This is a genomic window from Amycolatopsis oliviviridis (genome assembly GCF_014654365.1).
Classification (GTDB): domain Bacteria; phylum Actinomycetota; class Actinomycetes; order Mycobacteriales; family Pseudonocardiaceae; genus Amycolatopsis; species Amycolatopsis oliviviridis.
This window is the reverse complement of record NZ_BNAY01000001.1, coordinates 60,004-80,321: the sequence shown is the minus strand read 5'-3', so window position 1 is coordinate 80,321 and position 20,318 is coordinate 60,004. Positions and strand designations below refer to the sequence as shown.

Genomic DNA, 20,318 nt, shown 5'->3' with positions numbered 1-20,318 from the left:
CAAGTGATGTCGATCCCGACCAGGATGCTGATCTTGGCCGTCGCCGGTAATGTCCGCTTCATGAGCGACGCGCCGCCGACCCCTTCCGAGGCCTTCGACCTTCTGCTCACCGGCAACCGGCGGTTCATCGCCGGAACACCCGAGCACCCGAACCAGGACGCCACCCGCCGCGCCGAAACAGCCCCAGGACAGCGCCCCTTCGCCGTCCTCTTCGGCTGTTCCGACTCGCGGCTGGCCGCCGAGATCATCTTCGACCGTGGGCTGGGCGACCTGTTCGTCGTCCGCACCGCGGGCCACGTCGCCGGTTCGGAGGTGCTGGGCAGCATCGAGTACGCCGTCAGCGTCCTCGAATGCCCCCTCGTCGTCGTGCTGGGTCACGACTCCTGTGGCGCCGTCGCCGCGACCCGCGCGGCGCTGACCGAAGGACTCGGCACCAACAGCTTCGTCCGCGACGTCATCGAACGGGTCACCCCGAGCATCCTCGCCGCCCGCGCCGCCGGGCTCACCACCGACGACGACATCATCGACGAGCACATCCGCCACACCGTCGACCTCCTGGCCGACCGCTCCCGCCTGCTCGCCGACAAGATCGAAGCCGGGGAAACCGCGATCGCCGGACTGTCCTACCGCCTGGCCGACGGCAGTGCCCGCGTCGTCACCACCCGCGGAAAGATCTCTTGAACTGAGGCCGGCGGCGTTGTGAAAGCCACTTTCACAACGTCCGAAGTACATGAAGGCCCCCTTCCTTGCACCTATCGCAAGGAAGGGGGCCTTCATGTACTTGGGAAGGGAAGGTGTGAAGGTCGAGTTTCCTCGGCTGAGCCGAGGGAAGGGGTCCTTCACGCGCGGTCGCCGTGACTGCCGGTGCATATGGGGCGACCGTGACGATCCCAAGTCCGTGGTGGCCCGGCGCCAAGCCGTACATGGGCGCCAGCACCGACGGCACGGCGTAGAACTTGATCTTCGGCTACTACGGCTTCGGGCGGGTCTTCGGCGGTGAAGGCAACGGATCGAGCGGCACTGCACGGCCGTCGACCCCGCGGCCTACGGCGGGCGGGCCCCCACAGCGGGACGAGCAGGCCGGGCCGATGAACCTGGCACAGACCCTGTATGAATGCCGTTCCTGAAATACGCCACCGGACGGCCTCCTGGGTGACACCGAGGAGCCGTCCGGCGGGGGCCTACTCCGGTTTGGTGAAGTCGCCCCGGGTCCAGCGGCGTTCGGCGGATTCCCAGTCGATGTCCTTGAACCAGGAAAGGCGCTCGACGGCTTTGTCCCATGAGTAGGTCCGGGCCGAGCGCAAGGTCCGCGAGGACCGGCTGCTGGAGATCTCCAGGAAATACTGGTCGCGGAAACCGATCTTCCCTTCGCGTTCCCACGCTGCCGGGACGAGGGCGACCGTGACCCGGTCGGCCAGGGGATGGCGCATGGCTACGATGGCTTCGGTGCCGTCTTCCGGGCACCGAAGATCTTCGGACGGCGGCTCGGAAAGTCCTTCCTCGACCAGCCGCCACCACACGTGGCTGTCCTCGCACTGCATCATCCACCACATGGCCGCCTACCTTATCGACCGATGTACGACGTGCGGGGCAGGTCGGGATAGAAGAAGTGGAGCTTGTGATTGGTCCCGTTCCCCCAGACGTTGACGTGCGGTCCGACCTTTCCGTCGTTACCCCCGAAGTCGTGCCCCATCCGGTCGTCGCGCCAGCCGATATTGCCGTCGTGGCTCTGGCGTCCGATGACTCCGTTCGGGCTCATCCACTTGTCCCCGCGGAAATCGCTCATGCGGATCGCCTGCGTACCGTGGCCCATGTCCCCGACATACTCGGCAGCCGCCTGACGCGCGGCCTTCCGGCTGGGGAACATGTAGCCGCCGGCTTTCGCCCCGGAGGTGTGCGGCTGACCGCCGTACTTGTTCACGGCGTTGTTGAGCCGTCCCTCCGGGCAGGTGGCGAGACCGAACGGGTCGACGAGCACCTGCGGGTTCGGAACGTAGCTGTGCGGCTGGAAACCTCCGCCCAGCCCCAGCGGGTCCGCGCTGCCGTATCGCCCGGTCGAAGGGTCGTAGTGGCGAAAGAAGTTGTAGTCGAACCCGGTTTCCCGGTCGTGGTACTGGCCGGCGAACCGCAGCGGGGTGGACACCCCGGTGCCGCTCTGCTCGATCGTCTCGCCCCACAGCGTGGCCCGCCGATGCCAGGCGATCCCGCCCCGCTCGCCGACGAGTTCGGCGGGGGTGCCCGCCAGATCGGTCACGATCCCGTAGAACTGCTCGTCCACCCACTGCTGCGGAGCGTTGCGCAGGAACGAACGCTCGTGCTGCAGCAGCGGCCGGAACGACTCCGGCTCGTACTCCCACGCGGTCACCCGCACCTGACCCGACGGGACGCTGTGCGCCTGTTCCGTCACCACGGCGCCGTCCCAGGCGAAGTCGACCTGCTCGGCGACCGAACCGTCCGGGTTCAGCCGCTGCTTGGCCACCCGCCTGCCCATCGGGTCGTACCGGTACCGCCACTGGGTGCCGTCCGGTGTGCGCACCCCGGTCAGCCGGTCCTCGGAATCCCAGGTGTACTGCCAGGTGTCGGGCTTGTGCGACAAGCGTTTCCGCTGACGCAGCACGAGACGGCCCTGACCGTCGTAGCCGTAGCGGACGCCGCCCGCCCGCAGCAGCAGACTGCCGCGGTACTCCCGTTCGCCGGTCTCCTCCGCCGGTACCCCGCCAGGGGCCTGTGGCCACACCGCGGCGGTCAGGTTGCCCGCCGCGTCGTAGACGTAGCGCTCGGTCCAGTTCGCCCCGCTCACCTGGGTGACCCGGTCGGCCCGGTCGTGGGTGAACACGCGGGACCCGGTGAGCCGGTCGTGCACGGCGGTCGCCTCGGCACCGGCGGCGTACTCGTAGGACCGTTGCTGCAGCACGTTCCCGCCGGTCGCGGTGAGCACCTGAGTGCTCAGCCGGTGCTGCTCGTCCCAACCCTGGGACAGGAAGACCTGATCGCCGAAGCTGCGCTGGATCTCCTGCCCCGCGGCGTCGTGGCCGAAGCGCATCAGCCTGCCGGCCGACCGCAGCGCCGTCGGATGACCGGCGGCGTCGAACTCCCACGCCGACGCCACGCCCGACGGGGTCTGCCGCCGCACCCGCCGTCCCACCGCGTCGTAACCCGAGAGCACGGCCCGGCCGTTGATGCTCTCGGAGACGACCTGGCCGAGCGCGTCCCGCTGGATCGCTACGTGGGTCTCGGCATCGCGGGCTTCGACGAGCCTGCCCATTGGGTCGTACCGGAAGGCCGCGCTCGTCGTGGCGTTGGTCCGTTCGGCGATGTTGCCCAGCGGATCGTAGGCGAGCCGGGTGACTTCCCCGGCACCGTTGGTGCGCTCGACGAGCTGACCGGCCGCGTCGTGCCGGTACCGGATCGTGCGGTTGTTGAAATCCGTCTCGGCGATCGTGTTCCCGGCCGGGTCGTACTCGTAGCGCCAGACCAGCCCCTGCTCGTTCGTGACGCTCACCAGCTGCCGCTCGGTGTCGTAGCCGAAGCTCAGCGTGCTGCCGTCCGGACTTGTCTGCATGGACGGCAGGTCGAAGTGCGTGACCTCGATCCTGGTCGTCCGCGCCTGCCTGTCGGTGTACTCGCGCAGGTTTCCCTCGCCGTCGTAGGTCCACCGCTCGCTGGTGCCGTCCGCCCATTCGCGCCAGGCCGGTTTGCCGTCCGTGGTCCAGCCGAGCCGGGTCCGCTCGCCCAGCGGGTCGGTGACGGAGCTGACCCGGCCGAACCGGTCGCGCTCGTACCGGATGGTCGCGCCGAGCGGGTCGGTGAGGGCGACCGGGAGTCCGGCGTCGTCGGTGCTCATCCGCCAGACGTGCCCCAGCGCGTCGGTGACGGTGCCGAGCCTGCCCCGCTCGTCGTGGCCGAAGGTCGTCACCGCCCCGGCCGCGTCGGTGAGCCGGGCGAGGTTGCCGTGCTCGTCGTACTCGCGGCGGATCACCGCGCCGTCCGGTTGGACGATGGTGACCGGCAGCCCGAGATCGCCGTACTCGAACCGGGTCTGCGAACCGTCGGGCCGGGTCACGACGGTGGGGTTGCCCGCGTCGTCGTAGTCGAAGCGGCTCGTGCGGCCCAGCGGGTCCGTCCGCCGGAGCAGGCGGTCGAAGCGGTCCCACTCGGACACGATCGCCGCGCCGAGCGGATCGGCCTCGCGGACCACCTGGCCGGCTTCGTTCATCTGGAAAACGCTGCGGTGACCCAGCGAATCCGTGAAATACGTGATGCGGTTCTCGGTGTCGTACTCCAGGTTGCTGGACAGGAACCCGCCCGATCCCTCGGTGCGCACGCACCGGCCCGCGCCGTCGTAGACGTAGCGGTACCACTTGTCGTTGCGGTCGGTCCACCCGACGATCCGGCCCTCGGCGTCGTAGTCGAAGCGAAGGGGCAGCCCGGAGGAATTGATCACTTCGGTGAGCCGGCCCGCCGTGTAGCCGTACCGCATGAGTTCGGTTTCACCGCCGTCGGCGGCGATCGCGTGCAGGGCCGTGACCAGGTCGCCGGAGGTCTCGACGCGAATGCGGTACCCGCCGCTGTGCGTGATCTCCCGCGGCACTCCCCGCTCGTCGTAGCCGAAGTCGATCCGGTTGCCGTTGCGGTCGGCGATCGAGGCCAGCGGAAGCACCGCCGCACCCGGCTCGAAGGACAGGGTCAGCGCTTGGGAGCTGTCCTCGATCAGGTAACCGCCGTCTTCGCCGCGACGTAGCGTGCGTGCCGGTCCCTGGTCGCTGGACACCGCGGAACCGGGGGCGGGCAGCGGAAAGTGCTGCAGGGTCCCGTCCGAGGCGGCGAAGCTGACGCCGGAATCGTCCACCTCCAGCCGTTGGTCCACTGTGGACACCCAGCTCGTCCCGAACCACCGTCCGGCCCGGTGGTTCGAGAAGTGCGTGCGCTCGAAGACCAGCGGGAGCACGCCGAGGAACTCGGCGTCGGTCTGGTCGAGCACCATCTGCCCGGTCGACACGTCGATCGGGTCGGTCACGCACCGCGTGTTGTCCGGAGAACGCGGGTTCGGCTTCTCGCCACGCAGTCCGTCGCCACCGCGCGAGCCCGACGGACCGGTGCCGCCGCGGGAACCGCCCCCGCCGCGAGAACCACCGCCTCCATGGGAGCCGCCGCCCGCGGGCGGGGAGTCGTGACCGCCGGAAGACTGGCCGCCGCCCTGTCCCCCGCCCTGCCCGTCCTTACCGCCGCCATGGTTCCCGCCGCCGGAGGCGCTGCTCGACGAGGTGCCGTCATTGCCGCCGCCCTTGCCCGGCGGCGGGGAGCCGGAGGGGGTGACCCCGTCGTCCCCGTCCTTGCCGCCTTTACCGCCATTGCCGCCCTTCGGGTCGTCGATGCCCTTGGGCTTGGCCGACGGCTTGGGCTTGCCGCCCTTGATCCCCTTGAGCGCCTTCGCGGCGTCGTCGAACAGGTTCCCGGCCTTCTTCAGCAGCGGCATCAGGGCCTTGAGGGCTTTGACCAGCTTGGTGGTGACCTGGGTGATCTTCGACGCGGTCTTGGCCACCGCGGACACGACCTGCGGCACGACCCAGGTCAACCCGATGCCGAGGGTGAACACGACCTGCAACGCCCAGGAGATCAGGTGGCCGATCAGGTCCGCGATGGTGTCGCGCACCAGCGACCGCACGGCCGCGACGATCTCACCGGCGGTCTTGACGCCGTCGGCGGCGCCTTCGGAGCCCTTCTGGGCACTGGCGATCAGGGCGGAGGTGTCGTCGGCCCGTGCGCGGTAGGCGTCGGCGGCGTCGCCCTTCCAGCTCTGAAGATCCTTCTTGACCAGGTCCGTCAGCTCCGCCGAGACACTCTCCAGCTCTTTGGCGACGTTGGTCCAGGTCTGGGACTGCGCCTTGATCTCGTCGGCGTTGCCGGTGAGCGCGTCGAGGGCCTCCTTGAGCGGGCCGACGTGCTCCATCAGCCAGCCGACACCGGCGGCGAAGACCGCGCCGAACGGGTCCATCACCGCGGTCAGCACGTCCAGAGCGGTGCCGACGGCGCCGATCGCGACCGCCGCCCAGTTCTTGCTCTCGATCGCCTCCTTGAGCCCCGTCGCGTCCTCCAGCAACGGAACCCCCGCCACCGCCGAAGTCTCCTTCACCGGTGCGACCAGCGGATTAGCCATGCAGCGAACAACCCCCTACGAACTTGATCATGCCCAGGTTCGTCAGCTGACGGTAGTGACTCCCGTTCGAGGGCCGGCACGGGACCTCGGATCCTTGCCCGAACGGTGTCCGGGAATTGCCCGAAAGGCTCTGGAAGCGTTGTCGTCTACTCGGCGAGGAAACGGGGCAGGACTTCAGTTCTCGTCCGCCGTACTCGCCAGCACGAAGTCCGCGAGTGCCGCCGGGGTCGGCTGGGCGAAGACGTCGGTCAGGCGGACCCGGACGCCGGTCAGGTGTTTGACCCGCTGGGCCAGTTTGGCCGCCAGCAGCGAATGGCCACCGTGCGAGAAGAAGTTCGTGCCCGGCCGGATGTCGCCGCGGTCGAGCAGCTCCCGGAACAGCGCGACCACGTCGGCGGTCAGCGGATCGAGCTCCTGCTCCTCCTCCGGCTCGGTGGCGCGCGACGCGGCCCGGTCCGCCGCCCGCCGCGCGAGTTCGGGATAGTCCACCTTGTCGTTGCCGGTGAGGGGGATCCGGTCGATCACGACGAACTCCTGCGGCATCGCGGACTTCGGCAGCAGCGCGCCCGCGTGCTCCCAGAGCCGGTCCACCAGACCGGTTTTCTCGTCGGCCTCGACGTAGGCGACCAGGACCGCGTCGTCACTCGGGTCACCGGCCACGACCACCGCCGCGCCCGCGACCTCGTCGTGGGCCTGCAGCACCGACTCGATCTCGGCCAGCTCGATCCGGTTGCCCCGCAGCTTGACCTGACGATCGGCCCGGCCGAGCAGTTCCAGGGTGCCGTCCTCCAGCCAGCGGGCCAGGTCGCCGGTCCGGTAGAAGCGCCCGTGTCGGGCGTGAGTGGCGAAACGCGCGCCGGTGAGCTCCGGCCGGTCGTGATAGCCCACGGCCAGCCCCGCGCCCGCGATGCACAGCTCACCGGTCACGCCGACAGGCAGTTCCCGGCCGTCCGGGTCGGCCAGGAACACCGTCGTGTTGCCGATCGGGCCGCCCGCGGTGATCCGGCCGGTGGCGCCGTCGTGCACCCGTCCCGCCGCGGACCAGATCGTCGTCTCCGTCGGGCCGTACACGTTCCACAGCTCGCATCCGGTGTCCACCAGCTGCCGCGCCAGCGCCGAAGGCAGCGGTTCACCGCCGCACAGCACGGTCCGGCCCGCCAGCTCACCGGCCACTTCGTCGACGACCAGGCGCCAGGTGGTCGGGGTCGCCTGCAGTGTCGACACGTCGTGGCGGCCGAGCAGCCCTTTCAGCACACCGCCGTCGATACGCGCTTCGTCCGGCGCGACGACGAGCCGCCCGCCGGTGGCCAGCGGCAGGAACAGCTCCAGTGCCGAGATGTCGAAGGAGAACGTGGTCAGCCACAGCGTTCCGGCCTGGCCGTGGTGGCCCAGTTCGTCGGCGAAATGGCTGATCAGATTGACCAGCGCCGGATGGCCGACGACCGTCCCTTTAGGACGCCCGGTGGAGCCGGACGTGTAGATGAGGTAGGCCGGCGCTCCGGTGCCGGGAAGTGTGGGCGTGGCACGGGAAGGGACCGAGCCGATCGGGGTCGGCGTGAGTGCGCGGCAGCCCGCTTCCGCCGGGAGCGCCGCCTCCGCGAGCGCGACCTTGGCGCCGGAATCCGCGAGCTGGTAAGCGATGCGCTGGTCCGGGTGGTCCGGGTCGAGCGGCAGGTACGTGGCGCCTGCCAGCCAGACGCCGAGCGCGGCCGCCGCCAGTTCCGCGCTCCGCGGCGCGATCAGCGCGACGACCTCGCCCGGCTCGACGCCGGCGTCGAGCAGCCGCTCACAGGTCGCGGCCGCGGTGTCCCACAGCTGCCGGTAGGTCACCTCGCGGTCGCCGTCCTCGACCGCGATCGCCTCCGGCCGCGCCTCGACGACCGCGGCGATGGCCGACGGCACCGAAGGCCACGCGACCGGTTTGCCGGTACGGTTCGCCTTCCCGATCACCGCCTCGTCTTCGGCGCTGAACACCCGGACGTCACCGACCGGGCGATCGAGATCCTCCGCCAGCGACAACAACAGCGCTTCGTAGCGCCGCACGAACGCCTGCACGTCCGCCTCGCGGAGCACCTCCGTGTAGTACGCGGCACGCACCCGGATGCCGTCGGCGGTCGGCAGCAGGAAGAACTCCAGGTCGAACTTGCTGAAGCCCGGCTCGGCTGCGAGCGGCTCCGCGGGGAGGCCGCCCAGCCGGAACGACGGCGTGCCGGTCTCGGGGATGTAGTTGAACACGTGCCGGAACACGGTGTGCCGCCACGACGAGCCCGTCCGCGGGATCTCGGCGAGCAGGTTGTCCACCGGGACGTCCAGATGCGTGAGCGCGCCGAAGAACACGTCCCTGACCCGCCGGACCAGCCCGCGGAAGTCCTCCGCCGGATCGACCCGCAACCGCAGCGGCGTCACGTTGACGTGGTAGCCGACCGCTCTGGCCGTCTCCCGTCCTCGGACGTTCATCGGCGAGCCCACGACGAGATCGGGACCGGCGCCGTGCGCGTTCAGCAGCAGGTAGTACGCGGCCAGCAGCACCACGGCTTCCGGCGCCCGCAAGGCTTTCTGAAGCTCCTTCACCACCTGGACGGTCTCCGCGGAGAACGACCACGTCACCTGCGATCCCGCCAGATTCGGTTCTGCCACGTCCGGTTTGCCACAGGAAAGTTCGAGCTCATCGGGCCGGACGTCGCGCAACTGATCGCGCCAGAAGGCCAGGCTCTCGGGCTTCGGCTCCACCTCGTCGAGGGTCACCGCGATGCCCTCGAGTTCCGCCGGAACGACGTCGCCGGCGGCGAAAGCGTTGTACACCGCGACGAATTCCTCGTGCAGCACCCCGGCGGACACCGTGTCGAAGTTCAGGTGATGCACGACGACGCAGCACACGTCCTGGCCCGGGGATCGCAGCCGCAGCGCCCGCAGCAGGGCACCGCCGTCGAGCTCGAAGGGCTCGGCGACGAAGGCCGCGAGCCGCGCGTCCGCCTCGTCCGCGGGGCACTCCCGGTCTTCGAAGGCGACCGGCAGGTCCTCGCGGACCTCCTTCGACAGACCGGTCTCGCCCGCGCGGAAGACGGTGCGCAGCGCCGGATGCCTGCGCACCAGCACCGACAGCGTCCGGTCGAGCAGCGCGAGGTCCGGTTCGCCGGACACCCGGAAGGCCAGGTGCAGGTTGTTGACCCCGCTGCCCGGCACCAGCCGCTCGAGCAGCCAGAGAGCCTCTTCCTTGCGGGTGGCCGATCGCATCACGGGTTCCTTCACGGTGGTGGGTGGGACGCTCAGAGCTCGGCCAGCACGAACAGGTTGCCGAACGGATCCTTGAAATGCGCGAACCGGCCGCCCGCCGACTCGGTCGGCTCCAGTTCGAACTCGACGCCCTTGGCCACCAGTTCTTCGTGCAAGGCCGGCAGGTCCTGGCATTCCAGGACGACGCGCGTGAAGACCCCCGCCTTGTCGTCATGGTGGTCCAGCCAGGTGTAGGGCGTCAGCACGGTTTCCGCGCCCGGCGGCGCGACCTCGATCCACCTGCCCCGCTCGACCGGGATGTCCACCCGCTTCTCGAAGCCGAGGACGCCGACGAAGAAGTCGACGGCCACGTCCTGATCGGTGACCGGGATTCCGATGGAGGCCGCCTTGGTGATCACTGTTCGACCTTTCCGGTCAACCGGACCGGCAACGACCGGAGTCCGTGGATGAGGGTGCTCCTGGTCCAGGCGAGTTCGTCCTCGTCGACCGCCAGGGAGATGTCGGGGAAGCGCTCCAGCAACCTGCCGAGCGCGATGCGCCCCTCCATCCTGGCCAGCGGCGCCCCGACGCAATGGTGGATGCCGTGCCCGAAGGCGAGATTGGAGGTCTGCGACCGGGACCAGTCGAGTTCGTGGGGCCGGTCGAACTGGGCGGGGTCGCGGTTGGCGGCGATCAGCGAGACGAGGACCAGCTCGTCCGCCGGGATCACCACGTCGCCCAGCGGGAGTTCCGCCGTGGTCGTCCGGAAGGTGCCGTGGCTGCTGGGACTCTCGTGGCGCAGCAGCTCGTCGACGGCCCGCGGGAGCAGGGAGCTGTCGGCGCGGAGGAGCTCCAGCTGGGGACGATCACGCAGCAGGGCGTACACGCCGTTGCCGATCAGGTTGATCGTCGTCTCGTGCCCCGCGATGAGCAGGACGAAGGTGATCGGCACCAGTTCCGCGTCGGCGAGCTGGTCACCGTTCTCGTTGGCCCGGATAAGCTCGGAGAGCAGGTCGTCACCGGGGTTCGCGCGCTTCCTGGCGACCAGGTCGGTCAGGTAGGCGCCGATCTCCTCCGAGGCGGTGGCCATCTCGGCCGGTGACGCACCGGAGACGAGGTTCTTCGTCCAGGCCCTGATGGCGTCCTCGTCGGTGGCCGGGATGCCCAGCAGCTCGCAGATGACGATGATCGGCAGCGGCGAGGCGTAGGAGACCAGCAGGTCGGTCTCTTCGACGCCGTCCAGCCGGTCGAGCAGGTCCGTAGTGATCTGTTCGATCCGGGGTTCCAGCCGCTGCACCGCGCGCGAGGTGAACGCCTTGTTGACCAGTTTGCGCAGCCGGGTGTGGTCGGGCGGATCGGCGTGCAGCAGGTTGCGGGACAACGCGACGGAGAACGCTCCCCGGCTGGTTCCCGCCCCGCCCCCGCCGCCGAAGAAACGGGCGGTGCGCTGCAGATCGTTGCTCAGCCGGGAGTCGGCGAGCGCGGCGCGTGCCTCGCGGTAGCCGGTGACCAGCCATACCGGCAGCCCGCTCCAGGGTCCCGCCCCGGGCGGCATGATCACGCGCTGCACCCCGGCACCCGACGCGTGCAGGCTCCGGTATAGCTCGTGCGGCCGCTGGGACAGCGAGTCGTCCAGGCGCAGGGCCTCTTCGGGGGGACGCCCATCGAGTGCCGACACAGTCGGGAACCACCTTCCTCAGCCGCGTATGCGTGTCCGTCCCCAGCGCGTTTGCACAGCTCAGAGCCCCAGAGAACGGCTCGACGCTAACAGCGGCCGACGGCAGGGAGGCACCCCTAACGTGCCCTTACCGCGACCGGCTGCGCCCCGGCACCGGCCCCGTCGAGGCCAAATAGTCTTTTTGGACTATACTGATTGGACTTGATCGGAGAAGTGCCTATGCGAACCCTCACCATCCTCGGACTGGCCGTGCTGCGACTGCTCAGCCAGCAGCCCCAGCACCCGTACGAAGTCCGGCAGCGTCTGCGAGAACAAGGGCTGGATCACTTGATCAAAGTCACCCACGGCGCGCTCTACCACACGTTCGACGTACTCACCAAGGCCGCCTTGATCGAAATGGTCGAGACCACCCGGGAGGGAAAGCGCCCGGAGCGGACGGTCTACGCGATCACCGACGAGGGGCTCGAAGTCGCCCTCGAACGGCTGCGGGAACTGCTTTCCACGCTCCAGCCGGAGTACCCGACGTACTGCGCCGCGCTGGCCTTCATGTCCCTGCTCCCCAAGCAGGACGCGGTCGCACAGCTGGAGCAGCGGGCGGTTCTGCTGGAGGCCGCGCTCGCGTCGGCGACGACCGGGAGCGACGCGCTGGTCAAACGAGGGGTGGCGGCGATCGACATCGTCGAGATCCGGCACCTGCAGGCACATCTGCGCGCGGACCTGGACCTGACGCGCGCGATCGTCGAGGACATCCACGAGGGACGCCTGGAGTGGCGATCCGGCGAACAGTCGAACGAGGGGAAAACGGACGGATGAAAAAACTGCGGGGGAATCCCTGGGCCGTGTTGGTGGCCCTTTGTCTCGGGTTCTTCATGACCCTGCTCGACACGACGGTCGTCGGTGTCGCCATCCCGAACATCGTCGAAAAACTGGGCACCTCCTACAACGAGGTGCTCTGGGTCAGCAACTCCTATGTGCTGGTGCTGGCCGTATTCCTGATCACCGGCGGCAGGCTCGGTGACCTGCTCGGGAAACGCGGCGTCTATCTGGCAGGCGTCGTGGTGTTCACGGTGGCGTCCCTGCTGTGCGCGCTGGCGCAGGATCCCGGCCAGCTCATCGCGGCCCGCACGGTGCAGGGCCTCGGCGCCGCACTGCTGATCCCCCAGACGATGTCGATCATCATGAGCGTCTTCCCGCCGGAACGGCGCGGAGCCGCGCTGGGCGTCTGGGGCGCGGTGGCCGGTGTCGCCACCATCGCCGGGCCGCCGCTGGGCGGCTTCCTCGTCGGCGTGTTCGACTGGCGCTGGATCTTCACCATCAACGTGCCGCTGGGGATCCTGGTCCTCGTGTTCGCGCCGATGATCATCCCGGCGGGGGCCAAGCCGCCGCGGACCGGCCGCTTCGACGTGCCCGGCGCGATCCTGGTGATCCTCGGCCTGTCCTGCCTGGCTTTCGGCCTGCAGGAAGGACAACGCTACGGCTGGGGCACGATCTGGTCGTTCGTGAGCATCCCGCTGTTGCTGGTAGTGGGTGTGCTGCTGCTGATCGCGTTCGGCTTCAGCCAGCGCAGGCCCGGCGGCCGCACCCCCATGGTGCCGTTCACGCTGCTGACCAACCGCAACTTCAGCCTGATGAACGCCGGCGCCATCGGGCTGTCGGTCGGCATCATGAGCATGGCGATCGGTTTCCAGCTCTACGCGCAGTCGGTGCTGGGCTTCTCGGCGCTGGCCGCGGGAATGATCAGCCTGCCGATGTCGGCGATCTCGGTGGTGCTCGGCCCGTACGCCGGGCGGCTCAGCGACAAGGTCGGCGGCAAGCCGATCGTCGTCACCGGCCTGCTGTTGTTCGGTCTCGGCCTGCTGCTCTTCACCCTGACGTCCACTGTGGACAGTACGGTGTGGACACTGCTGCCCGCGATGGTGGTGATGGGACTGGGACTCGGCGCCACCTTCGCACCGCTGACCACGGTGGCCATGTACGACGTGCAGCCGATGATGGCGGGTTCGGCGGCAGGCGTGCTGAACGCGACGAGGCAGATCGGCGCGGTGCTGGGTACCGCCGGTTTCGGTGTGCTGCTGCAGAACCAGCTGGTCGGCGCCCTGATGACGCGCGCCGAGTCGGCCGCCGCGTCACTGCCCCCCGAGGTCCGCGGCGACTTCGTCGAGGGCGTGCGGCGCGCCACCGGCAGCGGCCTCGACTTCGCCGAGCTGCAGGCGGGCACCGCGGTACCGGTCCCGAGCGGCACCGCCCCGGCCGTCGCCCAGCAGATCACGGCGGCGGCGAACGAGGTGTTCGCCGGCGGCTATGTCGCGGCCATGCACGGCGCGATGGTCCTGCCGATCACCGCCGTGCTGCTCGGCGCGGCCTGCGGGCTGCTGGCCAAGCGGAGGCGGCCACCGGCACCGGCCGCGCCGGTGGCCGAGGAGCGGCCCGTGGCGTCCGAGGCATGACAGAGCCGCTCCGGCTGCCCCAGCCGAGGACCTGTCCCTACAGTCCGCCGACGGCCTATCGCGAGCTGCACGCTCGACGGCCCGTCTCGCGAGTCACCCTCCCCCAGGGTGAAACCGCCTGGCTGGTCACGGGTTTCGCCGAAACCCGTGACCTGCTGGCGGATCGGCGGATCTCGGCGGACCGGACCAGGCCGGGTTTCCCCGCGCTGCTCCCCTCCCCCGCCGAGGGCACGCCGCTGCGGACGCTGGCCGGGATGGACGACCCGGAGCACCACCGTTTCCGCCGGATGGTGACCTCCTGGTTCACCGTCCGGCGGGTGCGGGAGATGCGCCCGGCGTTGCGGCGGCTGGCGGAGTCACTCGTCGACCGGATGACGGACGAGGGCCGGTCCGCCGACCTGGTGTCCGCCTACTGCCTGCCGTTGCCGTCGATGGTGATCTGCGAGCTGCTCGGGGTGCCCTACGCGGACCACGAGTTCTTCCAGCTCCGCACCCGCACGATGATCACCGCCGACGACCAGGGTGAGGTGGTGCGGGCCGCGACGGAGCTGATCGGCTATCTCACCGGGCTGACCGCGGAGAAGGCCGAAGACCCCGGCCCGGATCTGATCAGTTATCTGCTGGCCGAACAGGTCGTGCCCGGCCGGATGACGGTGGCGCAGCTGGTCAACACGACGGTGCTGCTGCTCGGGGCCGGGCACGAGACCCTGTCGAGCAGCATCGCGCTTAGCGCCGCGCTGCTGGCCGGTGACGAGGAGCGGCTGGCCGCCCTTCGCACCGCGCCCGAGGCGGCGGTCGAAGCGCTGGTGCGGCACACCTCCGTGACCGACACGGTCGTCAACCGGGTGGCGACCGCGGACATCGAGATCGGCGGCGTCCGGATCGAGGCCGGGGACGCGCTGGTCTTCTCCACCGCGGTCGCCAATCGCGATCACCGGGAGAACCCCGATCCCGACCGGCTCGACCTGAGCGACGGCCACCGGAGGCACGTCGCTTTCGGGTTCGGGGTGCACCAGTGCCTCGGGCAGAACCTGGCGCGTCAAGAACTCGAAGTGGCCTTGACCGTGCTTTTCGAACGGCTGCCGGGATTGCGGGTGGCGATCCCGGCAGCCGAGCTGCCCGTGAAGTCGTCTCCTCTGGTGAACGGGCTCAAAGCGCTGCCGGTGCGGTGGTGAACAACGCTGGTCACCACCGCACCGGCAGCTCCCGCAGGCCGCGGACGACCCGATCGATGTGCCAGCGCAGTTCTTCGGGCGGGACGGCCAGCCGCAGGCCGGGTGCCCGCTCCAGCAGCGCGGACAGCGCCACCGTGAGCTCCATCCGGGCCAGCTGCGCGCCGAGGCAGAAGTGCGGGCCGTGACCGAAGGCCAGATGCGGCTGGCCTTCCCGGTCCAGCCGTAGCTCGTCGGTGTCGGAGTAGACCGCCTCGTCGCGGTTGGCCGAGTCCAGGTCGATCAGCACCGCGTCGCCCGCGCGGACGGTGACGCCGCCGAGCCGCACGTCCTCGGTGGCCACCCTGGTGAACCCGGCGCTGGACGCGATCGGGGTGAACCGCAGCATCTCCTCGACCGCGGCAGGCAGCCTGGTGAGGTCTTCGCGCAGCCAGGTCATCCGGTCGGGACGGCTGAGCAGGTGCCAGGCGAAGTTGCCGATCTGGTTGGTCGTCGTCTCCAGGCCGGCCAGCAGCAGGGTCACGCTGATCCCGACCAGTTCCTGCTCGCTGAGCCGGTCCTGCTCGTCGCGCGCGGCGATCAGGACGCTGAGCAGGTCGTCGCGCGGTTCCCGGCGACGCTCGGCGACCAGCCCGGTCAGGTAGCTGTCCAGCTCGCCGATGGTCGCGATGATCTCGGCCGGGGCCAATCCCGCGCCGCTGACCATGATCTCGGCCCAGCCGAAGAACTTCTCCTGATCGGCGGCGGGCAAACCGAGCAGGTCCGACATGAGCGCGCTCGGCAGCGGTTTGGCCAGATCGCGCATCAGGTCGGCGGGTGGCCCCCCGGCCAGCATGCGGTCCACCAGCTCCCCCGCGAGCACCGTGGCGCGGGGACGGAGCGCCTCGATGCCGCGGGGGCTGAACGCGGGGGCGACCAGCCGCCGCAGTCGCGTGTGATCCGGCGGGTCCATGGTCAGGATGGTCGTCTTCGTCAGCACCCGCGGGGTCACCCTCGGCACGTCGGCACCGACCAGGGCGGCCCGGCTGAACCGGCGGTCGGTCAGCACGGTCCTCACCTCGTGGTGCCCGACCACCAGCCATCCTTCGCCGCCGTAGGGCAGGGTGACCGGGCTGACCGGAGCCTCACGGCGCAACGCGGCGGCCCGAGGATCGGGTTCGAGCCCCTCCGCCGGCTGGAACGGATACGGGCAGGCGCCGCTCTTCCCGGTCACCGGCCGCCCGCCTTCATCGCCGCCAGGATCGCGGCCCGGATCAGGTTCACCGGCGCGTACAGGTCCTTGCCGACCCACAGCGCCGGATGCGCGTCCGTCGTTCCGGCCCGTTCGAGATGGGCGACGCCGCCCGCGATCGCGTCCTGGTGGTCCCCGGGCGCCGCGGCCAGCAGCAGCACGGCGTACGCGGTCTCCTCGGCCGTACCGCCGCGCAGCCCCCACGACCCGTCCGCGTGCTGCCCCGCCCGCACCATCGCCACGGCCCGGTCCAGCGGTTCACCGATACCGGCGGCGGACAGCGCCGCTCCGCAGGAAAGCGTTGCGTAGTAAGGCGAAACGTGCCAGCGGTCGTGCCAGCCACCGTCGGGTAGCTGCTTGTCCGCCAGATAGCGGGCGACGCGCTCCACGGCATCGGCGTAGCGGTCCGCGTCCGGCGGGTTCTGCCGCCGGTACCGGTCGAGCACCTCCAGCACCCGGGCATTGCTGATCACCGACGGCGCGCCGACCGGCACGGTGGTGAGGAAATGCGTGTCCCGGTCGTACTCCCACAGGCAGTGCGGTTCGGCCACGGTGCCGGTGCGATCGGCCTCGGCGAGCAGCAGCAGCGCCGCGGATTCGGAGTCGGCCGCCGCCCCCGGTGCCGAGGGCGCGCCCGTCCGGCCCACGTCGCCGGGCAGCCCGGCCAGCAGCGGCGCGATGTCCGCCGGTTCCGCGCCCGCCGCGGCCAGCACCCGGTAGGACCACGCGCGCTCGAAGTACGTCATCGAGGTCAGCCCGGCGACCGGACCGTCCAAAATGGACTGTGTGCGGACCAGGAAGTCCGCGGACGCGTCGCCGGAGCTGTCCGGCGCGGGGGCTTCGGGGCCCAGCCAGGCGGCGGTGGCCGCGGCCGAGCAGCCGATCACGCCGTCCACCGGGGTCACCGCGGCCGAGCCCACCGCGGCGGGGCCGACGATCTCCAGATAGAACGCCGACACCGGATTCCGCCAGCCGTCGGTGCGCAGCGCGGTCAGCGCCGCCGGGTCGAGGCCTTCGGGCAGGGCGAGGCGTTCGTGGCCGAGACGCGTGTTGATGTCGGCGACCAGCGCGGGCACGATCAGGAACGGGATCAGCGTCTCCGGCAGGCCGTTCCGCTCTGCCTCGGCCAGCAGCCGGGTGGCGGCGGACAGTCCCCGGTCGACGACGTCGCCGGTCCGCCCCGCGGCGAGCAGTGCCTCCACCGCGCTGAGCGTCGGGACCAGCGCGACCGTGCCGGGCCCGCTCCACGCCCCGTCCGGCTGTTGCGCGGAGCACAGGAATTCGAGCCGCCGGTCGTGCCCGGCCAGCCAGGGCGCCAGCGAAACCAGCCGCCCCGTCTCGTACACCGAGGGGTACAGGCCACCGGCGGGATCGGCCACGAGGTCCGCGACCACCCGCTCGACGGTGTCGTTCAGCGCTTCGACCCCGGTCACCGCGACACCTTCTCTTTCACGAGGACCTCGGTGGCGGCGGCCGCGACCGCCGGTGCCCGCAACAGGTCGGCGTGCTCGACGTCGAAGCGCAGTTCCCGGTCGGTGAGTTCCGCCCGCGCGACGGGGTCCAGCGGGTTCAGGCCGCTGGTGGGCGTGGCCGAACTGAACACGTACGCACCCGCCCAGCGCTCGCGGTGATCGGCCTGCGAGGCCGCGGTGAGGTAGCGGACGAACGAGCGGTAGGTGCCGGTGAGCTCCTCGACGTACTCGTCCTCCAGGCCCGCCTCGACGCAAGCCTCCCGCGCGGCACCGCAGAAGATCCGGACGAAGGCCGCGCCCGTCTGCTCGATGCCGTCGGCGTCGGCCATGACCCGGTCGCCGTCCGCGACGGCGGCCGCCGTCCGCTCGGCGCCGAGGATCCCGGCCAGGCTCTCCACCACCTTGCGGTACTGGTAGTACATCGTCAGCGGCGTCGGCGACTCGGGATCGAACAGCAGCAGCGGCACCGGCCGGCCGGTGCGTTCGGACAGCCGGGCGACCAGCTCACCGGCGAACGCGGCGCCCGCGCAGTATCCGAGCACGGCCTCGACGGGGCGGTCCGGGATCCGCGCGAGCCAGCCGTCCACGTAGTCGGCGAGCCCGAAGCCCTCTTCCGCGCCCAGTGGCGGCTGCACCGTCTCCCACACCGGGTGACCGACGGCGAGATCGCCGAACGCGGCCTCCGGGCGGCCGGTGGCCGCGTAGTCCACCGCGAGCACGATCGGCCCGCCGGGGTCGGGCCCGAGGCTCCGCCATACCGGCATCGTGGTCATTTCGTTCCTCCGGTCCCGGGCAGCCGCCCGAGGTAGTGGCAGACGGGATAGACCGCGGTCACCGGCCCGTCGCCGGCGTGCCGGGTCAGCTCGGCGGCCAGTTCCGCGGCGACCTCTTCCCGCCGTCCGGCAGGCACCAGTTCCCAGTACACGCGCAACCCGTTGGACCAGGTCCAGTCGATCAGCGCCTGCGCCGTCGGCGCCGTGAGCACGACGTCGTGGCGTTGTTCGGCGACCTCGGTGAATCCGGCGGCACGCAGCGCGTCGCAGATCCGGCCGGGCCTGCCGAAGGGGAACTCGCCGTAGAGCGCGGCGACCCTGGGATGCGCGGCGGCGAGCGCGGCCGGGTCGGCCGCGGCGATGATCCGGTCCACCCGCAGCGCGCCGAGGTCCCATTCGGACAGCGCGGGAGGCGGCACCGGACCGGTGATCCCGATCCGGCCGCCCGGCCGGAGCAGCCCCGCGTAGTGCTCCGCCGTGGCGAACGGATCCGGGAAATGCGCGGCGCTCATACTCGCCGTGACCAGGTCGAACGACTCCGCGGGCAGGTCGGGGGCGATGCCGTCGAGCACCCGGACCTCGACGTGTTCGAGTGCGCGGGCCGCCACGTCGGCGGCGGTCGCGGTGACCATCGCCGCCGCGATGTCGATCCCGAGCACCCGGCCTTCCGGGCCGACGGCGGCCGCGGCGGGGAACAGCACGGCGCCCCGGCCGCACCCCACGTCGAGCACGTGCTCCCCCGGCCGCGGGCCGAGCAGTTCGAGCAGTTTGTGCGCGATCGGGCCGAAGAACTCGACGCCGGTGTTGTCGTACTGCCCGGCCAGCTCGTCGAAAACGATGGTGCGTTCCGTGGACTTCACCATGCGACCGGCACCTCGTGCACGCCGTAGATGTTCGCGCCGACCTTGTAGCGCAGGTCGTCGACCGGCGTGGTCACCCGCAGGCCGGGCAGCCGCCGGAACAGCGTGCCGAACACGACTTCCAGCTCCAGCCTGGCCAGGTGCAGCCCGATGCACTGGTGGGCGCCGTGCCCGAAGGCCAGATGACCGCGGGCCTTGCGCCGGATGTCCAGGCGTTCCGGCTCCTCGAACACCTCCGGGTCCCAGTTGGCGGCCCCGGCCAGCGCGATCACGCCTTCGCCGGCGGGGATCGTCTCGCCGCCGAGTTCGATGTCCTCGACGGCGACCCGGGAACCGGCCGGGTCGGAGACGCTGAAGTAGCGCAGCAGTTCGTCGACCGCGTTCCCGGCCAGGCCGGGGTCCTCGATCAGCAGCCCGAGCTGGTCGGGGTTCTCCAGCAGCCCGAGTGTGCCCATCGAGATCATGTTGGCGGTGGTCTCGAACCCGGAAATGAGCAGGAACGCCGCCACACCGACGATCTCGTCATGGCTGAGCACGCCCAGCTCGACGTTGCGCCGCACGATGCGGCCGAGCAGGTCGTCGGCCGGGTCTTCCTCCTTGGCCCTGATCAGCCCGTCGAGCTTGGCGAGCACGTCGAGGTTGGCCTGCTGGCGCTGCTCGACCGTGGAGGACTGGTCCACCATGGTGGTCGTCCGGTCGAGGAAGTACTGCCGGTCCTCCTGGGGGACGTCGAGCAGTTCGCAGATCACCCGCGACGGCACCGGCAGCGCGAGCGCCGACATCAGCTCGGCCGGGCTGCCCGCCGCCAGCATCTCGTCCAGTACCTCGTCCACGATCTCCTGGATCCGCGGCCGGAACGCCTGCACCTTGCGCACGGTGAATTCCGGTACGACCAGCTTTTTGCGTTCGGCGTGTTCGGCGCCGTCCACTCCGAACGCCCGTCCGATGACGGCCGAACTCTTCTTGAACTGCTCGGAATGCTGCGCCGCTGTCTGCACCCGGCGGAACTGATGCGGGAATCCGGCGTGGAAACGGTTGGCACTGACCCGGGGATCGGTCAGGATCTCCTTGACCAGCTCGTGGCTGGCGACCAGCCACACCGGTTTTCCCGAGGGGAGAACCGCTCTGCTGACCGGCCGCCGCGTGCTCAGGTCCGCGTATTCCGCTGGCGGGTGCAACGGACAACCCCGGGCCATCGGATAAGCGGGGAATTCCGCCGGATCGACGTCATCGGTCGTGCTCACGAGGCAAGGCCCCCAATTCCGGGAAACGAAGGGTGGCAGATTTTCATTCGCAGGAAACGGCCGCGGTCCGG

General features: G+C 70.4%; 14 protein-coding genes. 4 read left to right on the top strand and 10 right to left on the bottom strand.

Annotation, left to right across the window (positions count from 1 at the left end; all coding sequences use genetic code 11):
- Positions 1 to 60 precede the first annotated feature (60 nt).
- Positions 61 to 681: a carbonic anhydrase gene (locus IE302_RS00220; protein WP_191250509.1), complete on the top strand. Its 621-nt coding sequence runs from the start codon at positions 61 to 63 to the stop codon at positions 679 to 681.
- A gap of 500 nt (positions 682 to 1,181) precedes the next feature.
- Here IE302_RS00220 and IE302_RS00215 read toward each other — a convergent pair whose 3' ends face one another.
- The 5 genes from IE302_RS00215 to IE302_RS00195 form a co-directional block, all read right to left on the bottom strand.
- A complete protein-coding gene (locus tag IE302_RS00215) occupies positions 1,182 to 1,553 on the bottom strand; it encodes a hypothetical protein (protein ID WP_191250507.1) in 372 nt (123 codons plus the stop codon).
- A gap of 11 nt (positions 1,554 to 1,564) precedes the next feature.
- Positions 1,565 to 6,157: a DUF6531 domain-containing protein gene (locus IE302_RS00210; RefSeq protein ID WP_191250505.1), complete on the bottom strand. Its 4,593-nt coding sequence runs from the start codon at positions 6,155 to 6,157 to the stop codon at positions 1,565 to 1,567.
- 174 nt (positions 6,158 to 6,331) lie between these two features.
- A complete protein-coding gene (locus tag IE302_RS00205) occupies positions 6,332 to 9,391 on the bottom strand; it encodes a non-ribosomal peptide synthetase (RefSeq protein ID WP_191250503.1) in 3,060 nt (1,019 codons plus the stop codon).
- Positions 9,392 to 9,423: 32 nt separating this feature from the next.
- Positions 9,424 to 9,789 carry a VOC family protein gene (locus IE302_RS00200; protein WP_191250501.1) on the bottom strand — a complete coding sequence of 122 codons (366 nt, stop codon included), beginning with the start codon at positions 9,787 to 9,789 and terminating at the stop codon, positions 9,424 to 9,426.
- Positions 9,786 to 11,048 carry a cytochrome P450 family protein gene (locus IE302_RS00195; protein ID WP_229907517.1) on the bottom strand — a complete coding sequence of 421 codons (1,263 nt, stop codon included), beginning with the start codon at positions 11,046 to 11,048 and terminating at the stop codon, positions 9,786 to 9,788. The genes IE302_RS00200 and IE302_RS00195 overlap by 4 nt, the downstream gene beginning before the upstream one ends.
- A gap of 219 nt (positions 11,049 to 11,267) precedes the next feature.
- Here IE302_RS00195 and IE302_RS00190 point away from each other — a divergent pair, with 219 nt between their 5' ends.
- Genes IE302_RS00190 through IE302_RS00180 form a run of 3 tightly spaced genes read left to right on the top strand, consistent with a single transcriptional unit; the run spans position 11,268 to position 14,670 of the window.
- A complete protein-coding gene (locus IE302_RS00190; RefSeq protein ID WP_191250499.1) occupies positions 11,268 to 11,861 on the top strand; it encodes a PadR family transcriptional regulator in 594 nt (197 codons plus the stop codon).
- A complete protein-coding gene (locus tag IE302_RS00185; protein WP_191250498.1) occupies positions 11,858 to 13,495 on the top strand; it encodes a DHA2 family efflux MFS transporter permease subunit in 1,638 nt (545 codons plus the stop codon). Before IE302_RS00190 ends, IE302_RS00185 begins: the two co-directional genes overlap by 4 nt.
- Complete coding sequence (locus IE302_RS00180) at positions 13,492 to 14,670, top strand: cytochrome P450 (RefSeq protein WP_191250496.1); 1,179 nt, start codon at positions 13,492 to 13,494, stop codon at positions 14,668 to 14,670. The genes IE302_RS00185 and IE302_RS00180 overlap by 4 nt, the downstream gene beginning before the upstream one ends.
- A 10-nt stretch (positions 14,671 to 14,680) precedes the next feature.
- On the opposite strand, the gene IE302_RS00175 is transcribed toward IE302_RS00180, so the two are convergent.
- Genes IE302_RS00175 through IE302_RS00155 form a run of 5 tightly spaced genes read right to left on the bottom strand, consistent with a single transcriptional unit; the run spans position 14,681 to position 20,247 of the window.
- A complete protein-coding gene (locus IE302_RS00175) occupies positions 14,681 to 15,880 on the bottom strand; it encodes a cytochrome P450 (protein ID WP_191250494.1) in 1,200 nt (399 codons plus the stop codon).
- Positions 15,877 to 17,331 carry a prenyltransferase/squalene oxidase repeat-containing protein gene (locus IE302_RS00170; protein WP_191250492.1) on the bottom strand — a complete coding sequence of 485 codons (1,455 nt, stop codon included), beginning with the start codon at positions 17,329 to 17,331 and terminating at the stop codon, positions 15,877 to 15,879. Before IE302_RS00170 ends, IE302_RS00175 begins: the two co-directional genes overlap by 4 nt.
- Positions 17,328 to 18,143 (bottom strand): hypothetical protein, encoded by an 816-nt coding sequence (locus IE302_RS00165; RefSeq protein ID WP_191250490.1) that lies wholly within the window; start codon positions 18,141 to 18,143, stop codon positions 17,328 to 17,330. Before IE302_RS00165 ends, IE302_RS00170 begins: the two co-directional genes overlap by 4 nt.
- Complete coding sequence (locus IE302_RS00160; protein ID WP_191250488.1) at positions 18,140 to 19,006, bottom strand: class I SAM-dependent methyltransferase; 867 nt, start codon at positions 19,004 to 19,006, stop codon at positions 18,140 to 18,142. Before IE302_RS00160 ends, IE302_RS00165 begins: the two co-directional genes overlap by 4 nt.
- Positions 19,000 to 20,247: a cytochrome P450 gene (locus IE302_RS00155; protein WP_229907516.1), complete on the bottom strand. Its 1,248-nt coding sequence runs from the start codon at positions 20,245 to 20,247 to the stop codon at positions 19,000 to 19,002. The genes IE302_RS00160 and IE302_RS00155 overlap by 7 nt, the downstream gene beginning before the upstream one ends.
- Positions 20,248 to 20,318: the final 71 nt, after the last annotated feature.